Raw genomic sequence first — 25,210 nt, 5'->3', positions numbered from 1 at the left:
TTTGCCAGTGACCTCGGAGGGTGTGGAGACGGAGCCGCTCGACGGCCGCCGCCGGCGCTGGCAGGAGCACAACCAGGTGCGTCGCCAGGTGATCATCGACGCCGCGATCGCCGTCCTGGAGCGCCAGGCGCCGGGGGAGGAGTTCCAGGTCCAGGCCGTCGCCGACGAGGCCGGCATGAGCCGTACCGTCATCTACCGGCACTTCGAGGACCGCTCGGACCTCGACCGGGCCGTGCAGCGACAGATCTGCGAGCACGTCGGCAGCGAGCTGCTGCCCGCGCTGTCGTACGACGGCACGCCCGACCAGATCATCCACCGCATCGTCGGCAGCTTCGTCCGCTGGGCCGAGGCGCATCCCACGCTCTACTGGTTCGCCGAGCGCGACCTCGCCGGCTGGGGTCCGAGCCCGCTCAGCCAGGCCGTCGAGCAGGTGGCCGAGGGCATCGAGGGGATCATGGCGGTCGTCGTGGCCGCGCTGGGCGTCGAGCTCACCGACGACGACCGGGCGGCGCTGGATCCGTGGGTCTTCGGGATGATCGGCGCCGTCTTCGCCGCGGTCCGCCGCTGGCTCGGGCGCGAGGTGCGCGAGCCCGGGATCGACGTCTGCATCAGCATCCTCGCGGAGTCGATCTGGCTGCAGATCAACGGCATGGCGCTGGCGCGCGGGCTCAACCTGCCCGACCTGCCGGTGGCCGAGCTGCTCCAGGCGCTGGGACCGTCCGACGGCACTGAGGGCGGCGCATGAGTCGGCCCACTCCCGGCCCCGACGGGCTCGAGCGGCTCTGGACGCCGCACCGGATGGCCTATGTCCGTGGCGAGGCCGACCCGGACGATGAGCCCGCCCACGCCGACCCGCGCCCGGCCTGCCCCTTCTGCCGGATCACGCCGGACCCGGCCACGTCGAGCGACGACGAGCTGGTCGTCGTACGAGGACGCACGGCCTATGTCGTGCTCAACCTCTACCCGTACAACCCCGGGCACCTGATGGTCCTGCCGTACCGCCACGTCGCCGACTACCTCGACCTCGACGACGAGGAGACCGACGAGGTCACGGCGCTGACCAAGGCGGCGCTGCGCACCATCCGCGCGGTCGCCCAGCCGCACGCGTTCAACGTGGGCCTCAACCTTGGCGGTGCCGCGGGCGGCTCGCTCTCGGGCCACCTGCACCAGCACGTCGTCCCGCGCTGGTCCGGGGACGCCAACTTCATGACCGTCATCGGCGGCACCAAGACGCTGCCGCAGCTGCTGGGGGAGACCCGCGGCCTCCTCGCCGAGGCCTGGCAGATGGCGCCGGCGACGTGACCATCGAGTAGGTTCCTGAACCGTGTTGGATCGCTTCAAGGAGTTCTGGGCCGGGACCGTGCTGCACCCCGTGGTGCGACTGTTCATCCGGCTGGGCATCAGCCCGGACGCGGTGACCCTCGTCGGCACGCTCGGCGTCAGCGCCGGTGCCCTGATCTTCTTCCCGCAGGGCGAGCTGCTGATCGGCGTCCTGTTCATCACCGCCTTCGTGTTCAGCGACCTGATCGACGGCCGGATGGCGCGCGAGACCGGTCGGGTCTCGAAGTTCGGAGCCTTCTGGGACTCCACCCTCGACCGGATCGGCGACGGAGCCATCTTCGGCGGCCTCGCCCTCTACTTCGCCGGCACCGGCAAGGACCAGGGCGACAGCTACCTCTACCTGTGCGTGACCCTGTGGTGCCTGGTGATGGGCTCGGTCACCTCGTACGCCCGGGCCCGTGCCGAGTCCCTCGGCATGGACGCCAAGGGTGGCCTGGCGGAGCGTGCCGACCGGCTCGTCTCGATCCTCGTGATGACGGGTCTGAGCGCCATCTTCGACCTGCCGATCCTGATGTACGTGACCCTGTGGGCGCTGGCCCTCGCGAGCACCTACACGGTGGTCTTCCGGGTGCTGAAGGTACGCCGCCAGGCGCTCGCGTCCGAGGGTGAGACTCCCGCGTAGCGAGCCCGCCCCGGGTCGTAGACTCGGGAGCATGAGCGAGCAGCAGGAGCACGGCACCACCCGGGTCAAGCGCGGCATGGCCGAGATGCTCAAGGGTGGCGTCATCATGGACGTCGTCACCGCGGAGCAGGCCAAGATCGCCGAGGATGCGGGCGCGGTCGCCGTCATGGCGCTGGAGCGGGTGCCGGCGGACATCCGTGCCCAGGGCGGGGTGTCCCGGATGAGCGACCCCGACATGATCGACGGGATCATCGCGGCGGTGTCGATCCCGGTGATGGCCAAGGCCCGGATCGGTCACTTCGCCGAGGCGCAGGTGCTGCAGTCGCTGGGTGTGGACTACATCGACGAGTCCGAGGTCCTCACCCCGGCCGACTACGCCAACCACATCGACAAGTGGAACTTCACGATCCCGTTCGTGTGCGGCGCGACCAACCTGGGCGAGGCGCTGCGCCGGATCACCGAGGGTGCGGCGATGATCCGCTCCAAGGGCGAGGCCGGCACCGGCGACGTGTCCAACGCGGTCACCCACATGCGCACCATCCGTCGGGAGATCCGCCGCCTCGGCGCGCTGGCCGACGACGAGCTGTACGTCGCGGCGAAGGAGCTCCAGGCGCCGTACGACCTGGTGGCCGAGGTCGCGCGGACCGGCAAGCTGCCGGTCGTGCTGTTCACCGCGGGTGGCATCGCGACCCCGGCGGACGCGGCGATGATGATGCAGCTGGGTGCCGAGGGCGTGTTCGTGGGCTCGGGCATCTTCAAGTCGGGCAACCCGGCGCAGCGGGCCGAGGCGATCGTGAAGGCCACGACGTTCTTCGACGACCCGGACGTGGTCGCGAAGGTGTCGCGCGGTCTGGGCGAGGCGATGGTCGGGATCAACGTCGAGGACATCCCCCAGCCGCACCGCCTGGCCGAGCGCGGCTGGTGACCCGCGGCGGGATCGCCCGCCGAGCCTGACGTTCCGTCCGAGGCCGTGGTGCTGCGTGAGCAGCAGCACGGCCTCGGTTAAATCTCGGGACGTTCGTCCCGATTCCCGTCACCCGCCGTGTCGGCCTGTGTTTGCCTTCGTTGTGGATCGCGAGGCGCTCCCTGCGTCGCGACCATGACAACCAGACCTGGGGACAACAGGGCATGGGGACCGGAGTACAAATGAAGAAGACGACGAAGGGCGCGCTCGCAGCTGGGACCGCGGCCGTCCTGCTCATGGGTGGTGCGGGCACCCTGGCGTACTGGAGTGACACGGCGAACATCGGCGGCACGTCGATCAGCACCGGCAGCCTGGCGCTGGAGAACGACAACTGCGGCGGCTGGGTCCTGGACAAGGGCGACGTGGTCAACGAGGCGGTCTACACCAACCAGCTCCTCGTGCCGGGTGACAGCCTGACCCGCGTGTGCAGCTTCCAGATCGAGGCGAGCGGCGCCCACCTGGAGGCGACGCTGACCACACCGGCCGCTGTCCCGCTCACGGGCACGCTGGAGTCGGTCTCGACCACGGAGTCGGCACCGGTCAACGCCTCCTACGTCGTGGCCGACGACGCGGCCGGCACGACCAACCCGATCGCGGTTCCGGGCACGATCACCTCGAGCCACGACGGCAAGTACCTCGTCGCGACCGTGACCGTCGACTTCCCCTACGGCACGCAGACCACGGTCAACGCGAACGACACCCAGCTCAAGGCCGGGACGCTCGACGCGATCACGGTGTCGCTGACGCAGGACGACAACCACTGATCCGAGGGTCCGAGGGTTCGCGAGTCGCCGGTGCGCTCCGTCATCAGCTGGGTCACCCAGGTCGTCGTCTGGCTGGTGCTCCTCCTGATCGCGGTCGCGCTGGCGGCAGCGGTCCTGGTTCCGCGGATCGCCGGAGGCACGCCGTACACCGTGCTGACGGGATCCATGGAGCCGGACTACCCGCCGGGCGCGCTGGTCGTGGTCAAACCGGTCGCGGTGGACCGGATCCGGATCGGTGACGTGATCACCTACCAGCGTGCGTCGGGCAGGTCGACGGTGGTGACCCACCGGGTCGTCGGCGTCGGCTCCCGGCTCGACGGGGAGAAGGCGTTCACCACCCAGGGGGACGCCAACGACGCTCCCGATCCGGCACCGGTCCGCGAGGTCCAGATCAAGGGTTGGCTCTGGTACTCGGTGCCGTACCTCGGATATGTCAACAACGCACTGACGGGCAGGCAGCGCCAGGTCGCCGTCCTGGTCGTCTCGACCGGGTTGGTCGGCTACGCGACCTTCATGTTCGTCGGGGCGGTCAGGGACCGGCGGCGCGGGCGCCGGGTGCCGGCGGTCGAGGAACCGCCCGCCGGTACGGCGGCGGGGCCTGCTCCGGCGGACCGGGCCAGGACCCCAGAACTCCACACAGCAGCAGGCCCGGCGGCACCGACGGACCGGTCCATCCGGCGGGACGCCCCCGTCCTGGTGATGCCGGTGACGTTCGCCGTCGCCGCGCTGCTCCTGCTGACTTGGCGCCGCACTCGTCGCCGCACCCGGCGCCGCGACCCGATCCGCTTCATCCGACGTACGAAGGAAGGCCGACCATGATCCGCCGCCTCGCCGCGCTGCTCGCCGCAGCCGTGCTGGCCGTCGGCGCCGGGGCCGCGCCGGCCCACGCGGACGACGAGACCGGGCTGAGCACGGACGGCGTCACCTGGCTGCCGCAGCTCACCGCGCCGCTCTACGACGCCGCCTTCCGCTGGGTGCCCGGCGACGTCGAGGAGCGGTCCTTCCGGGTCCGCAACGACGGCCCGTCGGCCGGCGAGCTGTCCGTCGAGGTCCTCGCCACCGACCCCGCCGGTCTGCTCGCCTCGCCCGACTTCCACCTGGAGGCCCGGGTCGGCCAGGGGCCCTGGACCGAGGTCCTCGTCGGCACGACGCGCATCCAGCCGACGGTCCTCGGCGTGCCTCGTGGCGGCGACACCAGCGTGACCGTCCGCGGCACCTTCCGCCCGGAGGCCACCGCGCGCTTCCAGGAGGTCGCGCCCTTCGAGGTCCGCGTGACGATGGCCGAGACCGGCGAGGTCGCCGGCGTCGAGGACGACGGGGGCGGCGGGGTGAGCGGTGGGGCGCTGCCCGACACGGGCTCGCCCTTCGGGATCGGGTTGATCTGGATCGCCGCCGGACTCGTGGGCGCGGGCATCGCCCTGGTCCGACCCGGGCGGCACCGTCGTCAGGAGGTGAGCGTCCGTGGCTAGGCAGGCATCGCGGCACCGCGGCCCCCGTCCGGGCTGGTTCGGCCGGGGCCGGACCCGGGCCCTGCTCTCGGCCGGGCTCCTGGTCGGTGTCGGCGCGGTGGGGACGTCGGCGTACTGGACCGACGGCGGCACCGTCGCCGGCGTCGGGTTCTCCACCGGAGCGCTTCACATCGACCTCGAGAACAACCAGCAGGTCAAGCCGGAGACCATCACCGACTGGCCGGAGCTGAGCCTGACCGGCATGGCCGACGGCGACACCAGGGCGGCGCTCATGACGGTCGCGAACAACAGCGTGGGCGACGCGAAGCTCTCCTACCGGGTCCAGGCCGCCGCCACCAACCCCCTGGGCGCGGCGCTGTCGATCACGGTTCGCCGGGGCGGCACCATCAGCTCCGGCGCCTGCGTCAACGGCACCCTGGTCGGCGGCGCGAACGTCTCGCTCGACGGCTTCGACGAGGCCGTCGGCGCCCACCTGGCCCGGGGCCAGTCGCACAACCTCTGCATCCAGGTGCGGCTGCCGTCGAGCTCGGGTGTGTCCGCGAACGCGACGTCGGCCGTGACGTTCACCTTCCCGGCCAGGCAGGAGCAGTGATGTCCGCCGCGAAGCGGGTCGCCCGCGAGACCCTCCTCTGGGTTGGTGGAGTGCTGGGCGCCCTGTGCCTGCTCTCCCTGCTCGCCGGCTGGCTCTTCCAGGTCACGCCACTGGTCTTCTCGTCCGGCTCGATGAGCCCGGCCTACGCCGCCGGCGCGCTGGGCATCGCCCATGAGGTCCCGGCCTCCGACCTCGCCGTCGGTGACGTCGTGAGCGTCCTCGACGCGCAGGGGCAGCGGGTCACCCACCGCATCACCGGCCTCGACGCCGACGGCGGCGCCGCCGTCCTCACGCTGCGGGGCGACGCGAACGAGGTGGCGGACGCACATCCCTATGTCGTCGAGACGGCGGACCGCGTCGTCCTCGGCGTCCCGTACGCCGGCTACGTGCTCAATGCCGCGGCCAGCCCGTTCGGTCTCGTGGCCGCTGCGCTGCTGGTGCTGGCCCTGCTCCTGATCGGCTTCGGACGCGGGCACCGTCTGGTGCCGGTCGGGTTGGCGTCGACCGTGGCGCTGGGCGTCGGCCTGGGAGCGAGCGGCGTCACGCCCTGGGCCTTCACGTCGGCGTACTGGACCGACACGGCCGACGCCACGGTCCGGGCGACGACCCCGGCGCCGGGGTCGCACCAGCAGCCGGTGTGCACGTCGAACGAGGGCAGCGGGCAGAACAAGGCAGAGGCGAAGCTCACCTGGACCGGGCTCGGCCCGCAGTACGAGTTCCATTGGGAGCTGTGGAAGGGCACCAGCCCCGGTGGGAGCCTGTACAGCTCAGGAACCCTCAACCCCGTGAACCCGCCCACGTCGGTCACGCTGATGTTCGGCATCGTGTCGGGAGGCGGTGGCAACGACAGCTACTACGCCAAGGTCTGGACCAGGCTGGTCAGCGACCATTCCAACGTGGGCTCCCCGACGACGACGCTGCTCCACTCCGGCCCGCGCCCGAACGGCCCCAACTGGTGGATGTACTGCGGGCAGGGCTGAGTCCTGGCCGACGGGCGGGCATCGATAGCCTGCGCAGGTGCCCGCCATCGGAGTGTTCGCGCTGCAGGGCGACGTACGCGAACACCTGCAGACCCTGACCGCCCTCGGTGCCGAGGCGTTCCCGGTACGCCGCCCCGCCGAGCTCGCCCGCTGCGACGGCCTGGTGCTGCCGGGCGGCGAGTCGACCACGATGGCCAAGCTGGCGCGGACCTTCGAGCTGCTGGAGCCGCTGCGGACCCGGGTCGAGGAGGGGATGCCGACCTTCGGCACCTGCGCCGGGATGATCCTGCTGGCCGACCGGATCGAGGGCGGCACGGCCGACCAGGAGACGATCGGCGGGCTCGACGTGACGGTCCGCCGCAACGCCTTCGGACGCCAGGTCGACTCGTTCGAGGCGGACCTGTCGTTCGCCGGGCTGCCCGATGCGGTGCATGCGGTGTTCATCCGTGCTCCCTGGGTCGAGCACACCGGACCGGGCGTCGAGGTGCTGGCCGAGGCAGAGGGCCATCCGGTCGCCGTACGGCAGGGACACCTGATGGCGACGTCCTTCCATCCCGAGGTCGACGGTGACGGACGGGTGCACCGGATCTTCCTCGATCTGGTGCGGCAGTAGACTTCCCCGCTGTTGTCGGGATGTTAAGGAGTCCTCATGTCTGGCCACTCCAAGTGGGCGACCACCAAGCACAAGAAGGCCGTGATCGACGCGAAGCGCGGCAAGCTCTTCGCGAAGCTCATCAAGAACATCGAGATCGCCGCGAAGATGGGTGGTCCCGACCCCTCCGGCAACCCGACGCTGTTCGACGCCATCCAGAAGGCGAAGAAGCAGTCGGTCCCGAACAAGAACATCGACTCCGCGGTCAAGCGAGGCGGTGGCCTCGAGGGCGGCGGCGTCGACTACGAGACGATCATGTACGAGGTCTACGGCCCTCAGGGTGTGGCGCTCCTCGTCGAGTGCCTCACCGACAACCGCAACCGCGCGGCGATGGAGGTGCGCACGGCGGTGACCCGCAACGGCGGCACCATGGCCGACCCCGGCTCCGTCTCCCGCCTGTTCACCCGCAAGGGCGTCGTCGTCGTCGCCAAGGCCCAGGACGGCAAGGAGGTCTCCGAGGACGACCTCCTCGAGGCCACCCTCGATGCGGGTGCCGAGGAGGTCAACGACCTCGGTGAGGCGTTCGAGGTCCAGACCGAGGCGACCGACGTCGTCGCCGTCCGCACCGCCCTGCAGGAGGCCGGGATCGACTACGACTCGGCCGAGGTGCAGTTCGTCGCCTCGATGGACATCCCGGTCACCGACCCGGCCGCGGCCGGCAAGGTGTTCAAGCTGGTCGACGTCGTCGACGACCTCGACGACGTGCAGAACGTCTTCTCGAACGCCGACATCCCCGACGAGGTGCTGGACCAGATCGAGGACTGAGATACGCCGCCGGGCGTGTCTTTGTCGTCCTTGGCACGGGAAGCGTCTAACTTGGTCTCCGAACACCTGTTCGGACGGAAGGTGATGACGTGCGCGTGCTCGGGATCGACCCGGGGCTGACCCGCTGCGGGCTCGGCGTGGTGGAGGGATCCGTCGGGCGGCCGCTGACGCTCGTGGATGTCGGCGTCGTGCGCACCTCCGCCCAGCTCGGTGTCCCCGAGCGGCTGGTCACGATCGAGAAGGGCATCGAGGCACGGCTCGACGAGCACCGGCCCGACGCGGTCGCGATCGAGCGCATCTTCGCCCGTTCCGACGTCAGCACGATCATGGGCACCGCCCAGGCCGCCGGGATCGCGATGGTCTGCGCGGCCCGGCGTGGCCTCCCGGTCGCGCTGCACACGCCGAGCGAGGTGAAGGCGGCCGTGTCCGGCAACGGCCGCGCCGACAAGAACCAGGTCGGCCTGATGGTCACCCGGATCCTGCGGCTCGACGCGATGCCGAAGCCCGCCGACGCCGCGGACGCACTCGCGCTGGCCATCACCCACATCTGGCGTGGCGGCACGCAGGCGCGACTCGATGCCGCACTCGCCGCGTCCCGCCCGACCCGCAACCTGCGAGGAGCCCGATGATCGCGTTCGTCCGCGGCAACGTCGCCGCCCTGACCCTCACCAGCGCCGTGGTGGAGGTCGGCGGAGTCGGGCTCGAGCTGATGTGCACCCCGGGCACGCTCGCGCAGCTGCGTACCGGCTCCTCCGCGATGCTGCCGACGAGCATGGTCGTGCGCGAGGACTCCCTCACCCTCTTCGGGTTCGCCGACGAGGAGGAGAAGACGATCTTCGAGCTCGTCCAGACCGCCTCCGGCGTGGGACCCAAGCTCGCCCAGGCGATCGTGGCCGTGCTCTCGCCAGACGGCGTGCGCAACGCCATCGCCTCCGACGACGTCCGCACCCTCACCAAGGTCCCCGGCATCGGCCAGAAGGGCGCGCAGCGGATCATCCTCGAGCTCAAGGATCGCATCGGTGCCGCGACGGGCGCGACGTCCGGTGGGGCCGTCGCCGGTGCGGCCGCGTGGCGCGACCAGGTCCACCAGGGACTGGTCGGTCTCGGCTACAACGCCAAGGACGCCGACAAGGCCGTCGACGCGGTCGCCGGCGAGGCGGGCCCGGCCCCCGACGTACGCGCGCTCCTGCGTGCCGCCCTGCGCTCCCTGTCGAAGGCCTGAGAGGCTCCTGGGATGGCCTTCCACGAGGACGACCTGGCGGCGGCGGAGGACGGCCACCTCCGCTCGCTGACCGCTGCGGAGGCCGAGGGCGACGAGCGCGCGGTCGAGGCCGCGCTGCGCCCCCGCAGCCTCGACGAGGTGGTCGGCCAGTCCCGGGTCCGCGACCAGCTCGGCCTGGTCCTCGAGGCCGCGCGGCAGCGGGGGAGGGCGCCCGACCACGTGCTGCTCTCCGGACCCCCGGGCCTGGGCAAGACCACGCTGGCGATGATCATCTCCCACGAGATGAACGCCCCGCTGCGGATCACCAGCGGGCCGGCGATCACCCACGCAGGCGACCTCGCGGCGATCCTGTCCGGCCTCAACGAGGACGAGGTCCTCTTCGTCGACGAGATCCACCGGATGTCGCGGCCGGCCGAGGAGATGCTCTATCTCGCGATGGAGGACTTCCGGGTCGACGTGGTGATCGGCAAGGGCCCCGGCGCGACGGCGATCCCGCTCGAGCTCCCACCGTTCACCCTGGTCGGCGCCACCACCCGGGCCGGCCTGCTGCCGGGCCCGTTGCGCGACCGGTTCGGGTTCACCGCGCACCTGGAGTTCTACGAGCCCCACGAGCTCGACCGGATCGTGCACCGCTCGGCCGGACTCCTCGGCGTCGACCTGACCGCCGACGGCTCGGTCGAGATCGCCGGCCGCTCGCGAGGCACCCCCCGCATCGCCAACCGGCTGCTGCGCCGGGTCCGCGACTACGCCCAGGTCCGCGCCGACGGTGTCGTCACCCGCGCGGTGGCGCAGGCGGCGCTCGACCTCTACGAGGTCGACGAGCTCGGCCTCGACCGGCTCGACCGCGCGGTCCTGGACGCCCTGTGCCGGCGCTTCGGCGGCGGTCCGGTCGGCGTCTCCACGCTCGCCGTCGCCGTCGGCGAGGAGCGCGAGACCGTCGAGGAGGTCGCGGAGCCCTTCTTGGTCCGCAACGGCTTCCTCGCCCGGACACCGCGCGGCCGGATCGCCACGCCCGCCGCCTGGACGCATCTGGGGCTCACCCCGCCGGCGTTGCCCTACGACGAGACCGGACCGACCCTCTTCGAGGACTGACCCGCGCCGATCGCGACGCCTGGTGGGCACGGATTCTCCCGTCGATCAGTGCCGCGCAAGGTTCCGTGGCTACACTTCCCAGTCGGTCCCGGGGACGATCCTGTCCTTCGGCGTCCGTCCTTGCCCCCGTGGAGAAGGTTGGTCCGTGAAAGACGCTGTGTCCCTACTGCCGATCGTGGCGATCGCGGCCATTTTCTGGCTGCTGATCATCCGCCCCGCCTCGCGCCAGCGCAAGCAGGCAGCCCAGCTGCAGGCGGCGCTCTCGGTCGGTGACGACGTGATGCTGACCTCCGGCATCTTCGGGACGATCACCGGGTCCACCGACGAGCACGTCGAGATCGAGATCGCCCCCGGCGTCGTGATCCGGGTCGTGCGCGGAGCGGTCGCCTCGGTGCGCCGCGAGGCCGAGCCCGAGCCCGAGACCACCGAGTCGCGGTCCGACGCCCTCCCCGACGACGAAGAGGAGCGCTGAGTCATGGCGGCCCGCCGTCCGCGCCCCGGACGCAACCTCATCGTCTTCTTCCTCGGTCTCGCCGTCCTCTACGGCCTCACGGCGCTCTCACAGGCCGGTGTCGACGAGCCGGAGAAGCCCTGGCGCCCCGCGCTCGGCCTGGACCTCCAGGGCGGCACCCGGATCACGCTGACCGCTGAGGAGGCTCCCTCCCAGGAGAACCTCGACGAGGCACGCCGGATCATCGACCAGCGCGTCAACGGCTCCGGCGTCGCCGAGGCGGCGGTCACCACCCAGGGCGGCCGCAACATCGTGGTCGAGGTCCCCGGCAAGACCAAGAACCGTGGCCAGCTCGAGGACACGGTCAAGCGTCAGGCGCAGCTGCGCTTCCGTCTGGTCGCCTGTTCGGACGTCCGGCCCGGCGCCTGTGCCGCGAGCACCGGCACCGAGGGCATGGGCGGCCTGGGCCGCGCACCGCTGTCGCTGGCCGAGGACGACCCGACCGACGGTGCGACGGACGCCCCGACCGACGGTGCCACCGACGCGCCGGCCGACGGCGCCACGGACGTCCCCACGGATGCCCCGACCGACGGCGCCACGGGTACGCCGGCCGCGGGGGATCCCGCCGGTGACGGCGAGAAGTGGACCGTCGAGGACGACATCGCCTGGTCGCGCGGACCGGACCAGGCGTCGATCACGGCGTTCAACTCCTACACGTGTGACGCCAAGGGCGTCCTGGTCGACGCCGAGGGCAAGCCGGCCGACCTGCCCGATGACTCGGACCAGCCGATCGTGGCGTGCTCCACGCCCGACAAGGACAACGGCGTCATCAAGTTCCTGCTGAGCCGCTCCGTGGTCGAGGGCACCGAGCTCGACGACGCGAGCGCCCAGACCCCGCAGAACGGTGTCGGCTGGGTCGTCGCGATCGAGATGGGCAACAGCAAGGACCGCGCCCACCCCAAGGGCTCCGCGGGTGCCTCCTCGGACTTCGAGGCCGTCTCCCGTGCCTTCGCGGGCACCGAGGAGCAGTTCGCCGTCGTCCTCGACGCCCAGGTGCTGACCTACCCGGTCATGAACAGCGTCATCACCGACGGCCGGTCGCAGATCGAGGGCGATTTCACCGAGCAGGAGGCGCTCGACCTCGCCAACAGCCTCAAGTTCGGCGCCCTGCCCATCAAGTTCAACGACGAGCAGACCTCCGTCGAGGAGATCGGGCCTTCCCTGGCCGGCAACCAGCTGTCCGCCGGCCTCACGGCCGGCGCGATCGGGCTCGCGCTGGTGATGCTCTACTGCCTCGTCTACTACCGCGGCCTCGGGCTGGTGGTCGTGAGCTCGCTGTTCGTGGCGGCCATGGTCACCTACGCCATGGTGCTGCTGCTGAGCGAGACCGCCGGCTTCACGCTCACGTTGCCCGGCATCGCCGGTCTGATCATCGCCGTAGGTGTCACCGCCGACTCGTTCGTCATCTTCTTCGAACGCATCAGGGACGAGATGCGCGAGGGCAAGTCGATGCGGGTCGCGGTCGAGACCGGATGGGCCCGGGCCCGGGTCACCCGGGTCGCGGCCAACACGGTGCAGATCCTCTCGGCGCTGGTGCTCTACATCTTCGCCACCGGCGCGGTGAAGGGCTTCGGCTTCGCACTCGGACTGACCACGCTGATCGACCTCGCGGTGCTGTTCTGGTTCACCAAGCCGATGGTGTCCTGGCTCGCACAGTTCAAGCTCTTCAACTCCGGGCACAGGCTGTCCGGACTCAGCAAGGAGACGCTGGGCATGGACGTGACGCCCTCCCACCGTCCCGCCGTCGCGGGAGGTGACGCCTGATGGGCAAGATGTCTCGCCTGGGCAACGAGCTGTACCAGGGCCGCAAGTCCATCGACTTCGTCGGCAAGGCATGGCTCTTCTACGGGATCTCCGCGGTGCTGGTCGCCGCCGCGATCCTGGTGCTCTTCCTCAAGCCGCTCAACATGGGCGTCGAGTTCACCGGCGGCACGACCGTCGCGGTACCGGTCGGGGCGGGCAACGCCACTCAGGACGCCGCCGACAGCCTGCTCGAGAAGGTGGCCGACTCGGGGATCGAGAACGCCGAGAACCCGACCGTCACGACCGAGGGCGACTCGACCCTGACCATCCAGGTCGAGAACCTCAGCGAGGAGCAGCGCGGCGACATCACCGCGCTGGTCCACGAGGAGTTCCCCCAGGTCAGCGAGGGTGACCTCTCGGTCCAGGACATCGGGCCGAGCTGGGGGCAGGAGGTCGCCAAGCGTGCCCTGATCGGCGTCCTCATCTTCCTGGTCCTCGTCGTCATCTTCATCTGGGCCTACTTCCGCGAGTGGCGGATGTCGGTCGCGGCGCTGGTCGCGCTGATCCACGACGTCGTGCTGACGGTCGGCGTCTACGCCCTCTCCGGGTTCCAGGTGACACCGGCCGCCGTCACTGGCGTGCTCGCGATCCTCGGCTTCTCCCTCTACGACACCGTGGTCGTCTTCGACAAGGTCAAGGAGAACACCACGACCTTGCGCAAGAACACGCAGTCGTACGCCGACGCGGCCAATCTCGCGGTCAACCAGACCCTGGTGCGCTCGATCAACACCTCGATCGTGGCGCTGATCCCGATCGGCGCGATCCTCTACGTCAGCGCGGTCCAGCTGGGTGCCAGCTCGCTGCAGGACCTCGCGCTCGCGCAGTTCGTCGGCATGGGCGTCGGTGTGTACTCCTCGGTCATGCTCGCGCCACGCGTCCTGGTCCACCTGAAGATGCAGGAGACCGAGATGCAGGTCCAGGCCCGCCGGGCGAAGGCCAAGCAGCGGGCGCTGGCCGACCGGTACGCCTCGGTCCCCGTCGCCACCGATGACGCGGTGGTCGCCGGTGGTCGCGGCGAGGCTCTCGACGCCGTCCCGGACGAGCTGCTCGAGGACGAGTTCGAGATCGAGGTGGACGCCGACGACACGTCGGCCCCGCGTCGTACGGCCCCGAACACGGATGCCACCGGAAAGGGCCGCGTGGTGCCAGCCACCACCCGCCCGGTCAGCGACAGCGGCAGCTCGGGGCGCAAGCAGCCGGTGCGCCAGGCGCGGTCCAAGCGCGGCAAGAAGTAGCGCGGTGGGCGATCCCCGTCCGCGGGAGGTCCAGGACCGCGCGGTCGATGCCCTGACCCGGCTGGTCCGCGACATCCCGGACTTCCCGGAGCCGGGCATCGTCTTCAAGGACATCACGCCGCTGCTGGCCGACCCGGCCGGCTTCGGCGCGGTCGTCGCGGCGATGGCCGAGGCCGGTCGTGACGAGCGGGGCGCGGTCGTCGTCGACAAGGTCGTCGGCATGGAGGCGCGGGGGTTCATCTTCGCCGCGCCGGTCGCCCTGGCGCTCGGCGTGGGCTTCGCGCCGGTCCGCAAGGCCGGCAAGCTGCCGCATCACACCCACCGGGTCGACTACGCCCTGGAGTACGGCGAGGCCGTGCTCGAGCTGCACCGGGACGCCGTCGCGCCGGGGGAGCGGGTGCTGCTGGTCGACGACGTGCTCGCCACCGGCGGCACCGCCGCGGCCACCTGCGAGCTGGTGCGTCGCTGCGGCGCGCGGCCGGTGGGCTTCGCGGTGCTGCTGGAGCTCGGCTTCCTCGACGGGCACAGCGCCCTGGGCGAGGTCCCCGTCAGCTCGCTGCTGACCGTCTGACGGCGCTCGCCACTCCTCGACGGCGTGCGCGAGGACGCCACTAGACTGGGGCGATGACCGAGGAGCGCACGACCCCACGCGTATCACCGCGGGGCCCGTCCGTGCCCGCCGCGGTCCCGAGCGAGCCGGGCGGTGGACGTGGCGTGCGCGCCCGGCTGGCCCGGATGGGCAGCCGCGCGCAGGTCGCCAACCCCGTGCTGGAGTCGTTGTTCCGCGCGGTCCGGGCCAATCACCCGAAGGCCGACCTCCCGCTGCTGGAGCGCGCCTACCTCACCGCCGAGCGACTGCATGCCGACCAGAAGCGCAAGAGCGGTGACCCCTACATCACCCACCCGCTCGCGGTGACCACCATCCTCGCCGGCATCGGCATGACCGAGCCGACGCTGGTCGCGGCGCTCCTGCACGACACCGTGGAGGACACGCCGTACACGCTGGAGGAGTGTCGCCGCGACTTCGGTGACGAGGTTGCGCTGCTGGTCGACGGGGTGACCAAGCTCGACAAGGTCGTCTACGGCGACTCGGCCAACGCCGAGACGATCCGCAAGATGATCGTCGCGATGTCCCGCGACATCCGGGTGCTGGTCATCAAGCTCGCCGACCGGCTGCACAACATGCGCACGCTGCGCTTCGTCAAGCAGTCCACCCAGGAGCGCAAGGCCCGCGAGACCCTCGACATCTATGCCCCGCTGGCTCATCGCCTCGGCATGAACACCATCAAGTGGGAGCTCGAGGACCTCGCCTTCGCGGCCCTCCACCCCAAGATCTACGACGAGATCGTCCGGTTGGTCGCCGAGCGCGCGCCGTCGCGCGACTCCTTCCTCGCCGAGGTCATCTCCCAGGTCGAGAAGGACCTGCGCGAGGCCAAGATCAAGGCGACGGTGACCGGCCGGCCGAAGCACTATTACTCGATCTACCAGAAGATGATCGTCGGCGGTCGCGACTTCTCCGACATCTACGACCTCGTCGGCATCCGCATCCTGGTCGAGGAGGACCGCGACTGCTACGGCGTGCTCGGTGTCCTCCACTCGCGCTGGAACCCGGTCCTGGGCAGGTTCAAGGACTACGTCGCGATGCCGAAGTTCAACATGTACCAGTCCTTGCACACCACCGTCATCGGCCCGCAGGGCAAGCCGGTCGAGATGCAGATCCGGACCTTCGCCATGCACCGTCGGGCGGAGTACGGCGTCGCGGCGCACTGGAAGTACAAGGAGGACGGCCGCGCCGGCAACGACACCGACAAGCCGGGCGACCTCGACGACATGAGCTGGGTGCGTCAGCTGCTCGACTGGCAGAGCGAGGTCGAGGACCCGGGTGAGTTCCTGGAGTCGCTGCGCTTCGAGATCAACCAGGCCGAGACGTACGTCTTCACGCCGCGGGGCGACGTGATCGCCCTGCCGTCGGGCTCGACACCGGTCGACTTCGCGTACGCCGTGCACACGGAGGTCGGCCACCGCACCATCGGCGCCCGGGTCAACGGGCGCCTCGTGCCCCTGGAGTCGACCCTCGAGAACGGCGACGTCGTCGAGGTCTTCACCTCGAAGGCCGAGGGCGCCGGTCCCTCGCGCGACTGGCTGAACTTCGTGAAGTCCCCCCGGGCCCGCTCGAAGATCCGTCAGTGGTTCACCAAGGAGCGGCGCGAGGAGGCGATCGAGCGTGGGAAGGACGAGATCGCCAAGCTGATGCGCAAGGAGGGACTCCCCTTCAAGCGGCTGCTCTCCCACGACTCGCTGACCCTGGTCGCCAGCGCCTTCCGGATCAGTGACGTCTCCGCCCTCTACGCCGCCGTCGGCGAGGGCAACCTCGGGGCCCAGGCCGTGGTGCGCAAGCTCATCGAGCTGCACGGGGGCGACGAGGGCGCCCAGGAGGACCTCGCCGAGGCCGTCACCATCACCGGGCGGCGCGGGCGCCCACACCGTGCCACCGGCGGCGATGCCGGCGTCATCGTCACCGGCTCACCCGACGTGTGGGTCAAGCTCGCCAAGTGCTGCACGCCCGTGCCCCCTGACACGATCCTCGGCTTCGTCACCAAGGGCGGAGGCGTCTCGGTCCACCGCAAGGACTGCACCAACGCCGCCAGCCTGCTGGCCCAGCCCGAGAAGCTGGTCGACGTCGAGTGGGCCCCCACCGGTCAGTCGACCTTCCTGGTCAACATCCAGGTCGAGGCGCTCGACCGCTCACGGCTGCTCTCCGACATCACCATGGTGCTGTCCGACGCCCACGTGAACATCCTGTCGGCCAACCTCACCACGTCTCGTGACCGGGTCGCGAAGTCCCGCTTCACCTTCGAGATGGCCGACGCCAAGCACCTCGACACGGTCCTCAGCGCCGTGCGCACCGTGCCGGGCGTCTTCGACGCCTACCGCGTGACGTCGTAGACGCAGCAAGGCCGCACGAGCTCGGTGGAACCCGTGCGGCCTCGTCGCGCGCTCAGCGGTAGTCGGCGGACGCCTTCTTCGCCATCTCCAGGAAGGACCGGCGCCCCTCGAGGTTCTCCTCCAGCTCACGGACCTTCTTCTCGTCGCCCCGAGCGCGGGCGGCGTCGAGCTTGGCCTCGGCCTCGGCGATGGCGGACTCGAGCTTGGAGACCATGTCGTCGGCCCGGGCGGACTTCTCGGGGTCCGTACGACGCCACTGGTCGTCCTCGGCGCGGCGGATGACCTGCTCGACGGCGCGCATCCGGCCCTCGAGGTCCTTGATCCGGTCGCGGGGGACCTTGCCGGCCTCGTCCCACTTGTCGGCGACGGCCCGGAAGGCGGCCTTCGCGGCGGCGAGGTCGCCGGACGACTCGAGGACGGGCAGGATCGCCTCCGCCTCCAGCAGCAGGGCCTCCTTGACGACGGCGTTCGCGGCGAACTCCGTGTCGAGAGCGGCGTTGGCGGCGTCGCGGGCGCCGAAGAAGGTGTCCTGGGCACCGCGGAAGCGCCGCCAGAGCTCGTCGTCGACGGCCTTGGGCGCGGGACCGGCGGCCTTCCAGTCGCGCATCAGGTCGCGGTAGCGGCCCGAGGTGGGTCCCCACTCGGTGGAGGAGGCGAGCGCCTCGGCCTCCTTGGCCAGCCGCTCCTTGACGACGCGCGCGCCCTCGCGCTTCTCGTCCTGCTCGGCGAAGTGCGACTTGCGCGCCTTCGTGTACGCCGAGCGCGCCGAGGAGAACCGGCGCCACAGCTCGTCGTCGGCGGCCTTGTCGATGCGGGGGAGCTTCTTCCACTCCTCGAGCAGCTCACGCAGCCGGTTGGCCCCGTTGCGCCAGTCCCGGCCGCCGGCGATCTTCTCGGCCTCGGCCGCGAGGCGCTCCTTCTCGGCCCGCGCCTCGGCCACGCGCTGGGCCTTGGCGGCCCGCCGGGCGTCGCGCTGCGTCGCGATCACGGGGCCGAGCTCGTCGAGCTTGCGCACCAGGGCGCTGAGGTCTCCGACGGCGTGCACGTCGACGATCTGGTCGCGCACGAGCTTGACCGAGGAGGTCGCCTCCTCGGGCGAGAGCACGCCGGTCAGCACCCGTTGGTGGAGCAGGTCCACCTCGAGCGAGAGGTTGTCGTACCGCTTGGTGTAGAAGGCCAGGGCCTCCTCGGGTGTCGCGTCGGGCATCTGCCCGACTGCCCGCTCGCCATCGGTCGTCTTCACGTAGACGGTGCCGTCGTCGCTGACGCGGCCCCAGTCGGAGGTAGTCACAATGGCCCATGCTAATCAAAGCCGGAGCGCTCGATAGGCTGGGCCGGTGCTGATAGCCGCTTTCCCCGCCGGACCATGGGGCACCAACTGCTACGTCGCGGCCACGGCACCGGGCGCCGAGTGCGTGGTCATCGACCCGGGCAAGGACGCCGCGGAGGGTGTGGCCGAGGTCGTCCGCGAGCACCGGTTGAAGCCGGTGGCGGTCTTGTTGACCCATGGCCACATCGACCACATGTGGTCGGTGACCCCTGTCGCCGGGACCTATGACGCCACCGCGTGGATCCATCCGGGCGACCGGCACCTGCTGGCCGATCCGATGGCCGGGATCTCGCGCGAGTCGGCGGCCATGCTGCTCGGCGGCGACTACGAGTTCAGGGAGCCGGACGAGGTGGCGGAGCTGTCCGACGGCGCCGAGCTCGAGCTCGCCGGGCTCACGCTGGCCGTCGACCACACGCCGGGACACACGGCGGGCTCGGTGACCTTCCGCACGCCCTGGGACGACGCCGCCGGCGGCCCGTACATCTCCGAGCTGATGTTCTCGGGCGACCTGCTCTTCCAGGGCTCGATCGGCCGGACCGACCTGCCGGGCGGCGACCACGACGCGATGCTCCGCTCGCTCAGCGCCAAGGTGCTGCCCCTGGCCGACGACATCGTGGTCCTGCCCGGGCACGGCGAGCAGACGTCCATCGGCCGCGAGCGCGCGACCAACCCCTTCCTGCTCGACCTCATCGACTCCGGCGCCAGCAGGGCCGGACGAGTCACCCGAGGACTGTGACGACCAGCATGGCGAAGCCCACTCCGCTCAGCGGATTCCCCGAGTTCCTGCCTGCCCAGCGCTTCGTGGAGCAGGAGGTGATCGCGAGCCTCGCGCGCACCTTCGAGCTGCACGGGTTCGGCAGCATCGAGACGCGGGCGGTCGAGCCCCTCGACCAGCTGCTCCGCAAGGGGGACACCTCCAAGGAGGTCTACGTCCTGAGTCGTCTCCAGGAGGACGAGAGCGGCAGGGACAAGGGGATCGGTCTCCACTTCGACCTGACCGTGCCGTTCGCGCGCTACGTGCTGGAGAACGCCGGGAGGCTGGAGTTCCCCTTCCGCCGCTACCAGATCCAGAAGGTCTGGCGTGGCGAGCGCCCCCAGGAGGGCCGTTTCCGCGAGTTCACCCAGGCCGACATCGACATCGTCGGGCGCGACACGCTGGCGTTCCACCACGACGTCGAGATCGCGCGGGTCATGCTCGAGGCGCTGGCGAACCTGGCCCGACCCGACGCGATCGGCCTGCCCGGGTTCCGGCTCCAGGTCAACAACCGCAAGCTGATCCAGGGCTTCTACGCCGGCCTCGGGCTCGACGCCGACGGCATCGACGAGGTGATGCGTCTGGTGGACAAGCTGGACAAGCTCGAGCCCGCCCGGGTACGCGAGCTGTTGCTCACCGAGGCCGGGATCGCCGAGGACCAGGCCGACAAGGCGCTCGCCCTCGCGACGATCCGCGCGACCGACGACACCTTCGTGGACCGGGTCCGCGCCCTCGGCGTCAGCCACGACCTGCTCGACGAGGGCCTCGACGAGCTGGCCGCGCTGGTGCGCGCCTGCGCGCCGCTGGTCACCGGCCAGGCCCGGATCGAGGCCGACCTCTCCATCGCGCGCGGCCTGGACTACTACACCGGCACCGTTTTCGAGACCCGCCTCGACGGCTACGAGTCGCTCGGCTCCATCTGCTCCGGGGGGCGGTACGACGCGCTCGCGTCCGACGGCCGCACGACGTACCCCGGCGTCGGCATCTCGCTCGGCCTGAGTCGGCTGCTCGTACCCCTCGTCCAGCGCGGCGTGCTGACCGCGGACCGCTCGGTGCCGAGCGTGGTGCTGGTGGCCGTGACCGACGAGGAGTCCCGAGCAGACGCGGACACGGTCGCCACCGCGCTGCGGGCCGGCGGCATCCCGTGCGAGGTCGCGCCGAGCGCCGCGAGGTTCGGCAAGCAGATCCGCCACGCCGAGCGGCGTGGCATCCCGTATGTCTGGTTCCCGGACGCCGACGGCCGCGGCGAGGTCAAGGACATCCGCAGCGGCAACCAGGTCGCGGCCGACCCCGCGACCTGGCAGCCTCCTCCCCAGGACCTGCGTCCGCAGGTCGTCACCACCACAGAAGACAAGAACGAAGGGGAATCCTCGTGATCCGCACCCTCCCGATGAGGACGCACAGTGCCGGCGCCCTGCGCGCCGAGAACGTCGGCCAGGTGGTCACCCTCGCCGGGTGGGTGGCCAACCGACGCGATCACGGTGGGGTGGCCTTCATCGACCTGCGTGAGGCCAGTGGCGTCGTCCAGGTCGTGATCCGCGACGAGGACGTCGCCCACAGCCTGCGCTCGGAGTACTGCCTGCAAGTGACCGGCGAGGTCACCGAGCGCGGTGAGGGCCGGGAGAACCCCAACCTGCCCACCGGGGCGATCGAGGTCGTCGCCACCGACGTCGAGGTGCTCAGCGCCGCGGCGGCGCTGCCGTTCCCGATCAGCGACCACATCGACGTGGGGGAGGAGGTGCGGCTCAAGCACCGCTACCTCGACCTGCGCCGCACGGTACCGGGCAACGCGATCCGGCTGCGCAGCGACGTCAACAAGGCCGCGCGCGACGTGCTCGCCGGACACGGCTTCGTCGAGATCGAGACGCCCACGCTGACCCGGTCGACGCCCGAGGGCGCCCGCGACTTCCTCGTCCCCGCGCGCCTGCGGCCGGGCAGCTGGTACGCCCTGCCCCAGAGCCCCCAGCTGTTCAAGCAGCTGTTGATGGTCGCCGGCATGGAGCGCTACTACCAGATCGCGCGCTGCTACCGCGACGAGGACTTCCGCGCCGACCGACAGCCGGAGTTCACCCAGCTCGACATCGAGATGAGCTTCGTGACCCAGGACGACGTGATCGCCCTGGGCGAGCAGATCGTCGCCGCCCTCTGGAAGCTGATCGGCGTCGACGTCCCGCTGCCCCTGCCGCGGATGACGTACGCCGAGGCGATGGCCCGCTACGGATCCGACAAGCCCGACCTGCGGATGGACCTGGAGCTGGTCGAGTGCACCGACTACTTCAAGGAGACGCCCTTCCGCGTCTTCCAGGCGCCGTACGTCGGCGCGGTGGTGATGCCGGGCGGGGCGAGTCAGCCCCGCAAGCAGCTCGACGCGTGGCAGGAGTGGGCCAAGCAGCGTGGCGCCAAGGGCCTCGCCTACGTCCTGGTCCAGGAGGACGGCGAGCTCGGCGGCCCGGTCGCCAAGAACATCACCGACGAGGAGAAGGCCGGTCTGGCCGCCCACGTCGGGGCGCAGCCGGGTGACTGCATCTTCTTCGCCGCCGGCGCGGTGAAGTCGAGCCGCGCGCTGCTGGGCGCCGCCCGCCTGGAGATCGGCCGCCGGGCGGGTCTGCTCGACGAGGACGCCTGGAGCTTCCTGTGGGTCGTCGACGCCCCCCTCTTCGAGCCGGCCGACGAGGCGACGGCGGCCGGCGACGTCGCGGTCGGCGGGGGAGCGTGGACGGCGGTCCACCACGCCTTCACCAGCCCGCAGGACCTCGAGTCCTTCGACAGCGAGCCCGGCACCGCGCTGGCGTGGGCCTACGACATCGTCTGCAACGGCAACGAGATCGGCGGCGGCTCCATCCGTATCCACCGCGAGGACATCCAGAAGCGGGTGTTCGAGGTGATGGGCATCGGCGCGGCGGAGGCCGAGGAGAAGTTCGGCTTCCTGCTGGAGGCCTTCAAGTACGGCGCCCCGCCGCACGGCGGCATCGCGTTCGGCTGGGACCGCGTCGTCGCGCTGCTGGCCGGCACCGAGTCGATCCGCGACGTCATCGCCTTCCCCAAGACCGGCGGCGGCTTCGACCCGCTGACGGCGGCGCCGGCACCGATCACGCCGGAGCAGCGGAAGGAAGCCGGTGTGGACGCCCGTCCGGCGGAGGAAACCAAGGCCTGAGGCCTGCTCGCCGGACGCTTTGCCGGGCGTCGAGACCAAACCGTTACCGCGTCGCTATCGCCTTGACGCACCAAGTACGCCTAGTGTCACGGACGGCGCGTGGCCCCCAGGGTCCGCGTCGCATCCGTGACGCACGGCGACGAGGTGAAGATGACGATCCCGGGCTCCGAACTGGAGATCCACGAGGCTGCGGTTCCGGTCGAGGACGACGCCGTCGTCAAGGTCGCGGGGCGGTCTCCGACCCAGCTGGCGATCGCCAGGTTCCGGGCGGACAAGCTGTCGATGATCTCGTTCGTCCTGTCCGTGTTGATCGTGCTCTGCGCGATCGCGGCACCGATCCTGGTCGCGTTGGGAGTCCTCAACCCCAACGAGCCGCACCAGAACCTCCTGTCCGACGACGGCGTCCTCCCACAAGGCGCCTTCGGCGGCGTCAGCTGGGACCACCCGCTCGGCGTCGACCCCGGCCTGGGCCGCGACCTGCTCTCGCGGCTGATGCTGGCGATCTCCTCCTCGCTGGCCATCGCGCTGACCGGGACGGTCATCACAGTCATCATCGGCTCGATTCTCGGCATCGTGGCGGGCTTTTCCGGCGGTTTGATCGACGCGACCATCGGCCGGATCATCGACCTGACGCTCTCGTTCCCGCAGACCATGATGCTGCTGGCGATGGCAGCGCCGACCGTGCAGTTGCTGCGCAACGACGTCGGTGACCTCCCGGGCTTGGGCTTCCTCGGGAAGGCCGACCTGGCCAACGGCGTGTTCGTGATCGGCATCCTGGCGGTGTTCGGCTGGCCGCCGGTGGCCCGCGTCGTGCGCGGCCAGGTGCTCTCGATCCGTGAGCGCGAGTTCATCGAGGCGGCCCGGCTCTTCGGCGCGTCGCGCCGCCGGCTCTACTTCCGCGAGGTGCTGCCCAACGTCTGGGCGCCCGTGCTCGTCTATCTCACGCTGCTCGTCCCCGCCTACATCTCCGCGGAGGCGGCCTTCAACTTCCTCAACGTGGGCATCAAGCCGCCGACCCCGACGCTCGGCAACATCCTCGCCCACTCGAAGGACTACACGAGCGGCGACCCGACGTACTTCTTCCTCCCAGGTTTCCTGCTGGCTCTCATCGTCGTGGTGTTCAACCTCGTCGGCGACGGCGCCCGCGACGCGCTCGACCCCAAGTCGCACCGATAACAGGACCCAGTGCTCCGCCGACATTCGGGACGCGGAGCTCTGAGGCGCCGGCCCCGCCGGCGTCACTCACCGAAAAGGAGATAGTTGAATGGCCTTCACCAAGAAGCCATTGGCTGCGCTCGCGGCCACAGCGCTCGCGGCCACGCTGGCCGCGTGTGGCGGTGGCAGCGGCGACGACGACAACGGCGGCGGCAGCAGCAGCGGCAAGGCGGAGAAGGGTGGCGACGCCATCTTCTTCGTCGGTCCACGTACCGTCGAGCACTGGGACCCCCAGCGCATGTACATCGGTCGTGACCTGAACAACTCGGGTCGCCTGTTCTACCGGAGCCTGGTGGCGCTGCCCGCGTCCAACGACCCGGTGGAGGGCACGACCCCCGTTCCCGACCTCGCGACCGACACGGGCACCACCGAGGACGCTGGCAAGACGTGGACCTTCACGGTCCGCGACGACGTCAAGTGGGAGGACGGCCAGCCGATCACGTGTGAGGACTTCAAGTACGGCGCGTCGCGGAACTTCGCGACCGACGTGATCATCGGCGGCCCGGCCAACTACCTGTTCACCTACCTCGACATCCCCACCGGGGACGACGACCTGCCGGCCTACAAGGGCCCCTACTCGAAGAAGGGTCAGGAGCTCTACGACCAGGCCGTCACCTGCGAGGGGCAGACGATCACGTACCGCTTCAAGAAGGCGTGGCCGGACTTCCCGCTGTCGATCGCGCAGCTGCGCTACCTCGACCCGTACCGGGCCGACCTCGACAAGGGTGACGCCAACAATTTCGAGATCATCTCCAACGGTCCCTACAAGCTCGACGGTGACTGGAAGGAGGGCACCGGTGGCAAGTTCGTCCGCAACGAGAACTGGGACGAGTCCACCGACCCGATCCGCAAGGCCTACCCCGACACCTGGGACTTCCGCGAGGGTGACACCGACGAGGCGATCTACGAGCAACTGCTCGCGGACTCGGGTGACGCGCAGTACGCCGTGACCGAGCGTCGTCTCCCGCCGGCCCTGTTCAGCCGGAAGGACGAGGCCGGGGACCGCTACACCCAGGTCGAGTCGCCGTACGTCGACTACGTGCTGCCCAACTTCAACTCCCCGGTCTTCAAGGACGCCAACTGCCGCGAGGCGCTCAAGCTGGCGACCGACCGCGCGGGCTGGATCAAGGCCGGCGGTGGCGACCAGTACTTCAAGGCCACCGACTCGGTGATCAACCCCAGCGTGCCCGGCTACCAGCCGAACCCGGCATTCGCGGACATCCCGGCCGCCGGTGACCCGGACGCCGCCGCGGCCGCGCTCGAGAAGTGCTCCGCCCCGAAGCCGGTGAAGATCAAGTTCACCTACTCGGGCGGCACGCCGACCTCCGACAACCAGGCCTCCGCCCTCAAGGCCGCCTGGGACAAGGCCGGCTTCGAGACCGAGCTGGACCCGCTGGAGGACACCTACTACGCCGTGATCCAGAAGCCGGACGCCGACTTCGACGTCACCTGGGGTGGTTGGGGCGCTGACTGGGCGTCCGCCGGCACCGTCATCCCGCCGCTGTTCGACAGCCGGATCAACCTGACCGGTGACTCCAACGGCAACGACTACGGCAACTACAAGGGCGGCCCCGAGGTCGACCAGCTCATCGACGACGCCTACGCCGAGCCCGACCTCGACGCGGCGGCCGACAAGTGGGCCGCGGTCGACGCCAAGCTGGGTGAGGACGTCGCCTACATCCCGCTGGAGATCACGATCTTCAACTTCGTCCACGGAGGGAAGGTCACCGGCTACGCCAACAACGTGTCGGTGAACGGCTACGCCGACCTCGCCGTGCTCGGCGTCGAGAAGTGACTCT

The 25,210-nt window shown here is 70.5% G+C and carries 25 protein-coding genes; 24 read left to right on the top strand and 1 reads right to left on the bottom strand.

The features are described 5' to 3' along the window. Positions 1 to 7 precede the first annotated feature (7 nt). From KVF89_RS11240 to KVF89_RS11150, 19 genes are all read left to right on the top strand, one after another. Positions 8 to 745, top strand: coding sequence for a TetR/AcrR family transcriptional regulator (locus tag KVF89_RS11240; RefSeq protein WP_257425653.1), 738 nt, complete (start codon positions 8 to 10; stop codon positions 743 to 745). After that, positions 742 to 1,302, top strand: coding sequence for an HIT family protein (locus tag KVF89_RS11235; RefSeq protein WP_257425652.1), 561 nt, complete (start codon positions 742 to 744; stop codon positions 1,300 to 1,302). The genes KVF89_RS11240 and KVF89_RS11235 overlap by 4 nt, the downstream gene beginning before the upstream one ends. 22 nt (positions 1,303 to 1,324) lie before the next feature. Next, positions 1,325 to 1,963 carry a phosphatidylinositol phosphate synthase gene (gene pgsA / locus KVF89_RS11230; RefSeq protein WP_257425651.1) on the top strand — a complete coding sequence of 213 codons (639 nt, stop codon included), beginning with the start codon at positions 1,325 to 1,327 and terminating at the stop codon, positions 1,961 to 1,963. A gap of 31 nt (positions 1,964 to 1,994) precedes the next feature. Then, positions 1,995 to 2,888 (top strand): pyridoxal 5'-phosphate synthase lyase subunit PdxS, encoded by an 894-nt coding sequence (pdxS, locus tag KVF89_RS11225; RefSeq protein WP_257425650.1) that lies wholly within the window; start codon positions 1,995 to 1,997, stop codon positions 2,886 to 2,888. A 221-nt stretch (positions 2,889 to 3,109) separates the two neighbouring features. Next, the gene (locus KVF89_RS11220; RefSeq protein WP_257425649.1) at positions 3,110 to 3,691 is read left to right on the top strand and encodes an alternate-type signal peptide domain-containing protein; all 582 of its coding nucleotides are present in this window, start codon (positions 3,110 to 3,112) and stop codon (positions 3,689 to 3,691) included. Between the two features lie 30 nt (positions 3,692 to 3,721). Then, complete coding sequence (locus KVF89_RS11215) at positions 3,722 to 4,510, top strand: signal peptidase I (protein ID WP_257425648.1); 789 nt, start codon at positions 3,722 to 3,724, stop codon at positions 4,508 to 4,510. Next, a complete protein-coding gene (locus KVF89_RS11210) occupies positions 4,507 to 5,160 on the top strand; it encodes a hypothetical protein (protein WP_257425647.1) in 654 nt (217 codons plus the stop codon). Before KVF89_RS11215 ends, KVF89_RS11210 begins: the two co-directional genes overlap by 4 nt. Then, complete coding sequence (locus KVF89_RS11205) at positions 5,153 to 5,752, top strand: hypothetical protein (RefSeq protein WP_257425646.1); 600 nt, start codon at positions 5,153 to 5,155, stop codon at positions 5,750 to 5,752. The genes KVF89_RS11210 and KVF89_RS11205 overlap by 8 nt, the downstream gene beginning before the upstream one ends. Then, positions 5,752 to 6,732, top strand: a complete 981-nt coding sequence (locus KVF89_RS11200) for a signal peptidase I (protein WP_257425645.1) — start codon at positions 5,752 to 5,754, stop codon at positions 6,730 to 6,732. The genes KVF89_RS11205 and KVF89_RS11200 overlap by 1 nt, the downstream gene beginning before the upstream one ends. Positions 6,733 to 6,769: 37 nt before the next feature. Next, positions 6,770 to 7,345, top strand: a complete 576-nt coding sequence (pdxT, locus tag KVF89_RS11195) for a pyridoxal 5'-phosphate synthase glutaminase subunit PdxT (protein ID WP_257425644.1) — start codon at positions 6,770 to 6,772, stop codon at positions 7,343 to 7,345. A 36-nt stretch (positions 7,346 to 7,381) separates the two neighbouring features. Then, the gene (locus tag KVF89_RS11190) at positions 7,382 to 8,149 is read left to right on the top strand and encodes a YebC/PmpR family DNA-binding transcriptional regulator (RefSeq protein WP_257425643.1); all 768 of its coding nucleotides are present in this window, start codon (positions 7,382 to 7,384) and stop codon (positions 8,147 to 8,149) included. Positions 8,150 to 8,238: 89 nt separating this feature from the next. Then, complete coding sequence (ruvC, locus tag KVF89_RS11185; protein ID WP_257425642.1) at positions 8,239 to 8,778, top strand: crossover junction endodeoxyribonuclease RuvC; 540 nt, start codon at positions 8,239 to 8,241, stop codon at positions 8,776 to 8,778. Continuing rightward, a complete protein-coding gene (gene ruvA / locus KVF89_RS11180) occupies positions 8,775 to 9,371 on the top strand; it encodes a Holliday junction branch migration protein RuvA (RefSeq protein WP_257425641.1) in 597 nt (198 codons plus the stop codon). Before ruvC ends, ruvA begins: the two co-directional genes overlap by 4 nt. A gap of 12 nt (positions 9,372 to 9,383) precedes the next feature. Next, positions 9,384 to 10,463, top strand: a complete 1,080-nt coding sequence (gene ruvB, locus KVF89_RS11175) for a Holliday junction branch migration DNA helicase RuvB (RefSeq protein WP_257425640.1) — start codon at positions 9,384 to 9,386, stop codon at positions 10,461 to 10,463. A gap of 145 nt (positions 10,464 to 10,608) precedes the next feature. Further along, entirely contained in the window at positions 10,609 to 10,935 is a 327-nt protein-coding gene (yajC, locus tag KVF89_RS11170) for a preprotein translocase subunit YajC (protein ID WP_257425639.1), read from the top strand. 3 nt (positions 10,936 to 10,938) lie between these two features. Next, a complete protein-coding gene (gene secD / locus KVF89_RS11165; RefSeq protein WP_257425638.1) occupies positions 10,939 to 12,738 on the top strand; it encodes a protein translocase subunit SecD in 1,800 nt (599 codons plus the stop codon). Continuing rightward, positions 12,738 to 14,012 carry a protein translocase subunit SecF gene (gene secF, locus KVF89_RS11160; protein WP_257425637.1) on the top strand — a complete coding sequence of 425 codons (1,275 nt, stop codon included), beginning with the start codon at positions 12,738 to 12,740 and terminating at the stop codon, positions 14,010 to 14,012. Before secD ends, secF begins: the two co-directional genes overlap by 1 nt. Before the next feature lie 4 nt (positions 14,013 to 14,016). After that, complete coding sequence (locus KVF89_RS11155; RefSeq protein ID WP_257425636.1) at positions 14,017 to 14,583, top strand: adenine phosphoribosyltransferase; 567 nt, start codon at positions 14,017 to 14,019, stop codon at positions 14,581 to 14,583. 53 nt (positions 14,584 to 14,636) lie between these two features. Then, positions 14,637 to 16,958 (top strand): RelA/SpoT family protein, encoded by a 2,322-nt coding sequence (locus tag KVF89_RS11150; RefSeq protein WP_372497895.1) that lies wholly within the window; start codon positions 14,637 to 14,639, stop codon positions 16,956 to 16,958. A gap of 52 nt (positions 16,959 to 17,010) precedes the next feature. On the opposite strand, the gene KVF89_RS11145 is transcribed toward KVF89_RS11150, so the two are convergent. Then, positions 17,011 to 18,249: a DUF349 domain-containing protein gene (locus KVF89_RS11145; protein ID WP_257425635.1), complete on the bottom strand. Its 1,239-nt coding sequence runs from the start codon at positions 18,247 to 18,249 to the stop codon at positions 17,011 to 17,013. Positions 18,250 to 18,295: 46 nt separating this feature from the next. Here KVF89_RS11145 and KVF89_RS11140 point away from each other — a divergent pair, with 46 nt between their 5' ends. From KVF89_RS11140 to KVF89_RS11120, 5 genes are all read left to right on the top strand, one after another. Beyond that, complete coding sequence (locus KVF89_RS11140) at positions 18,296 to 19,024, top strand: MBL fold metallo-hydrolase (protein WP_257425634.1); 729 nt, start codon at positions 18,296 to 18,298, stop codon at positions 19,022 to 19,024. Between the two features lie 8 nt (positions 19,025 to 19,032). Next, positions 19,033 to 20,418 carry a histidine--tRNA ligase gene (hisS, locus tag KVF89_RS11135; RefSeq protein ID WP_257425633.1) on the top strand — a complete coding sequence of 462 codons (1,386 nt, stop codon included), beginning with the start codon at positions 19,033 to 19,035 and terminating at the stop codon, positions 20,416 to 20,418. 14 nt (positions 20,419 to 20,432) lie between these two features. Further along, on the top strand, positions 20,433 to 22,196 hold the full coding sequence (aspS, locus tag KVF89_RS11130) for an aspartate--tRNA ligase (protein ID WP_257425944.1): 1,764 nt from the start codon (positions 20,433 to 20,435) through the stop codon (positions 22,194 to 22,196). A gap of 99 nt (positions 22,197 to 22,295) precedes the next feature. After that, the gene (locus KVF89_RS11125) at positions 22,296 to 23,372 is read left to right on the top strand and encodes an ABC transporter permease (RefSeq protein ID WP_257425632.1); all 1,077 of its coding nucleotides are present in this window, start codon (positions 22,296 to 22,298) and stop codon (positions 23,370 to 23,372) included. 88 nt (positions 23,373 to 23,460) lie between these two features. Further along, complete coding sequence (locus tag KVF89_RS11120; RefSeq protein WP_257425631.1) at positions 23,461 to 25,206, top strand: ABC transporter substrate-binding protein; 1,746 nt, start codon at positions 23,461 to 23,463, stop codon at positions 25,204 to 25,206. Positions 25,207 to 25,210: the final 4 nt, after the last annotated feature.

The sequence above is a fragment of the Nocardioides carbamazepini genome (assembly GCF_024614185.1).
Lineage (GTDB): Bacteria > Actinomycetota > Actinomycetes > Propionibacteriales > Nocardioidaceae > Nocardioides > Nocardioides carbamazepini.
The sequence above is the reverse complement of the archived record's forward strand: the minus strand, read 5'-3'. Positions and strand labels throughout refer to the sequence as shown.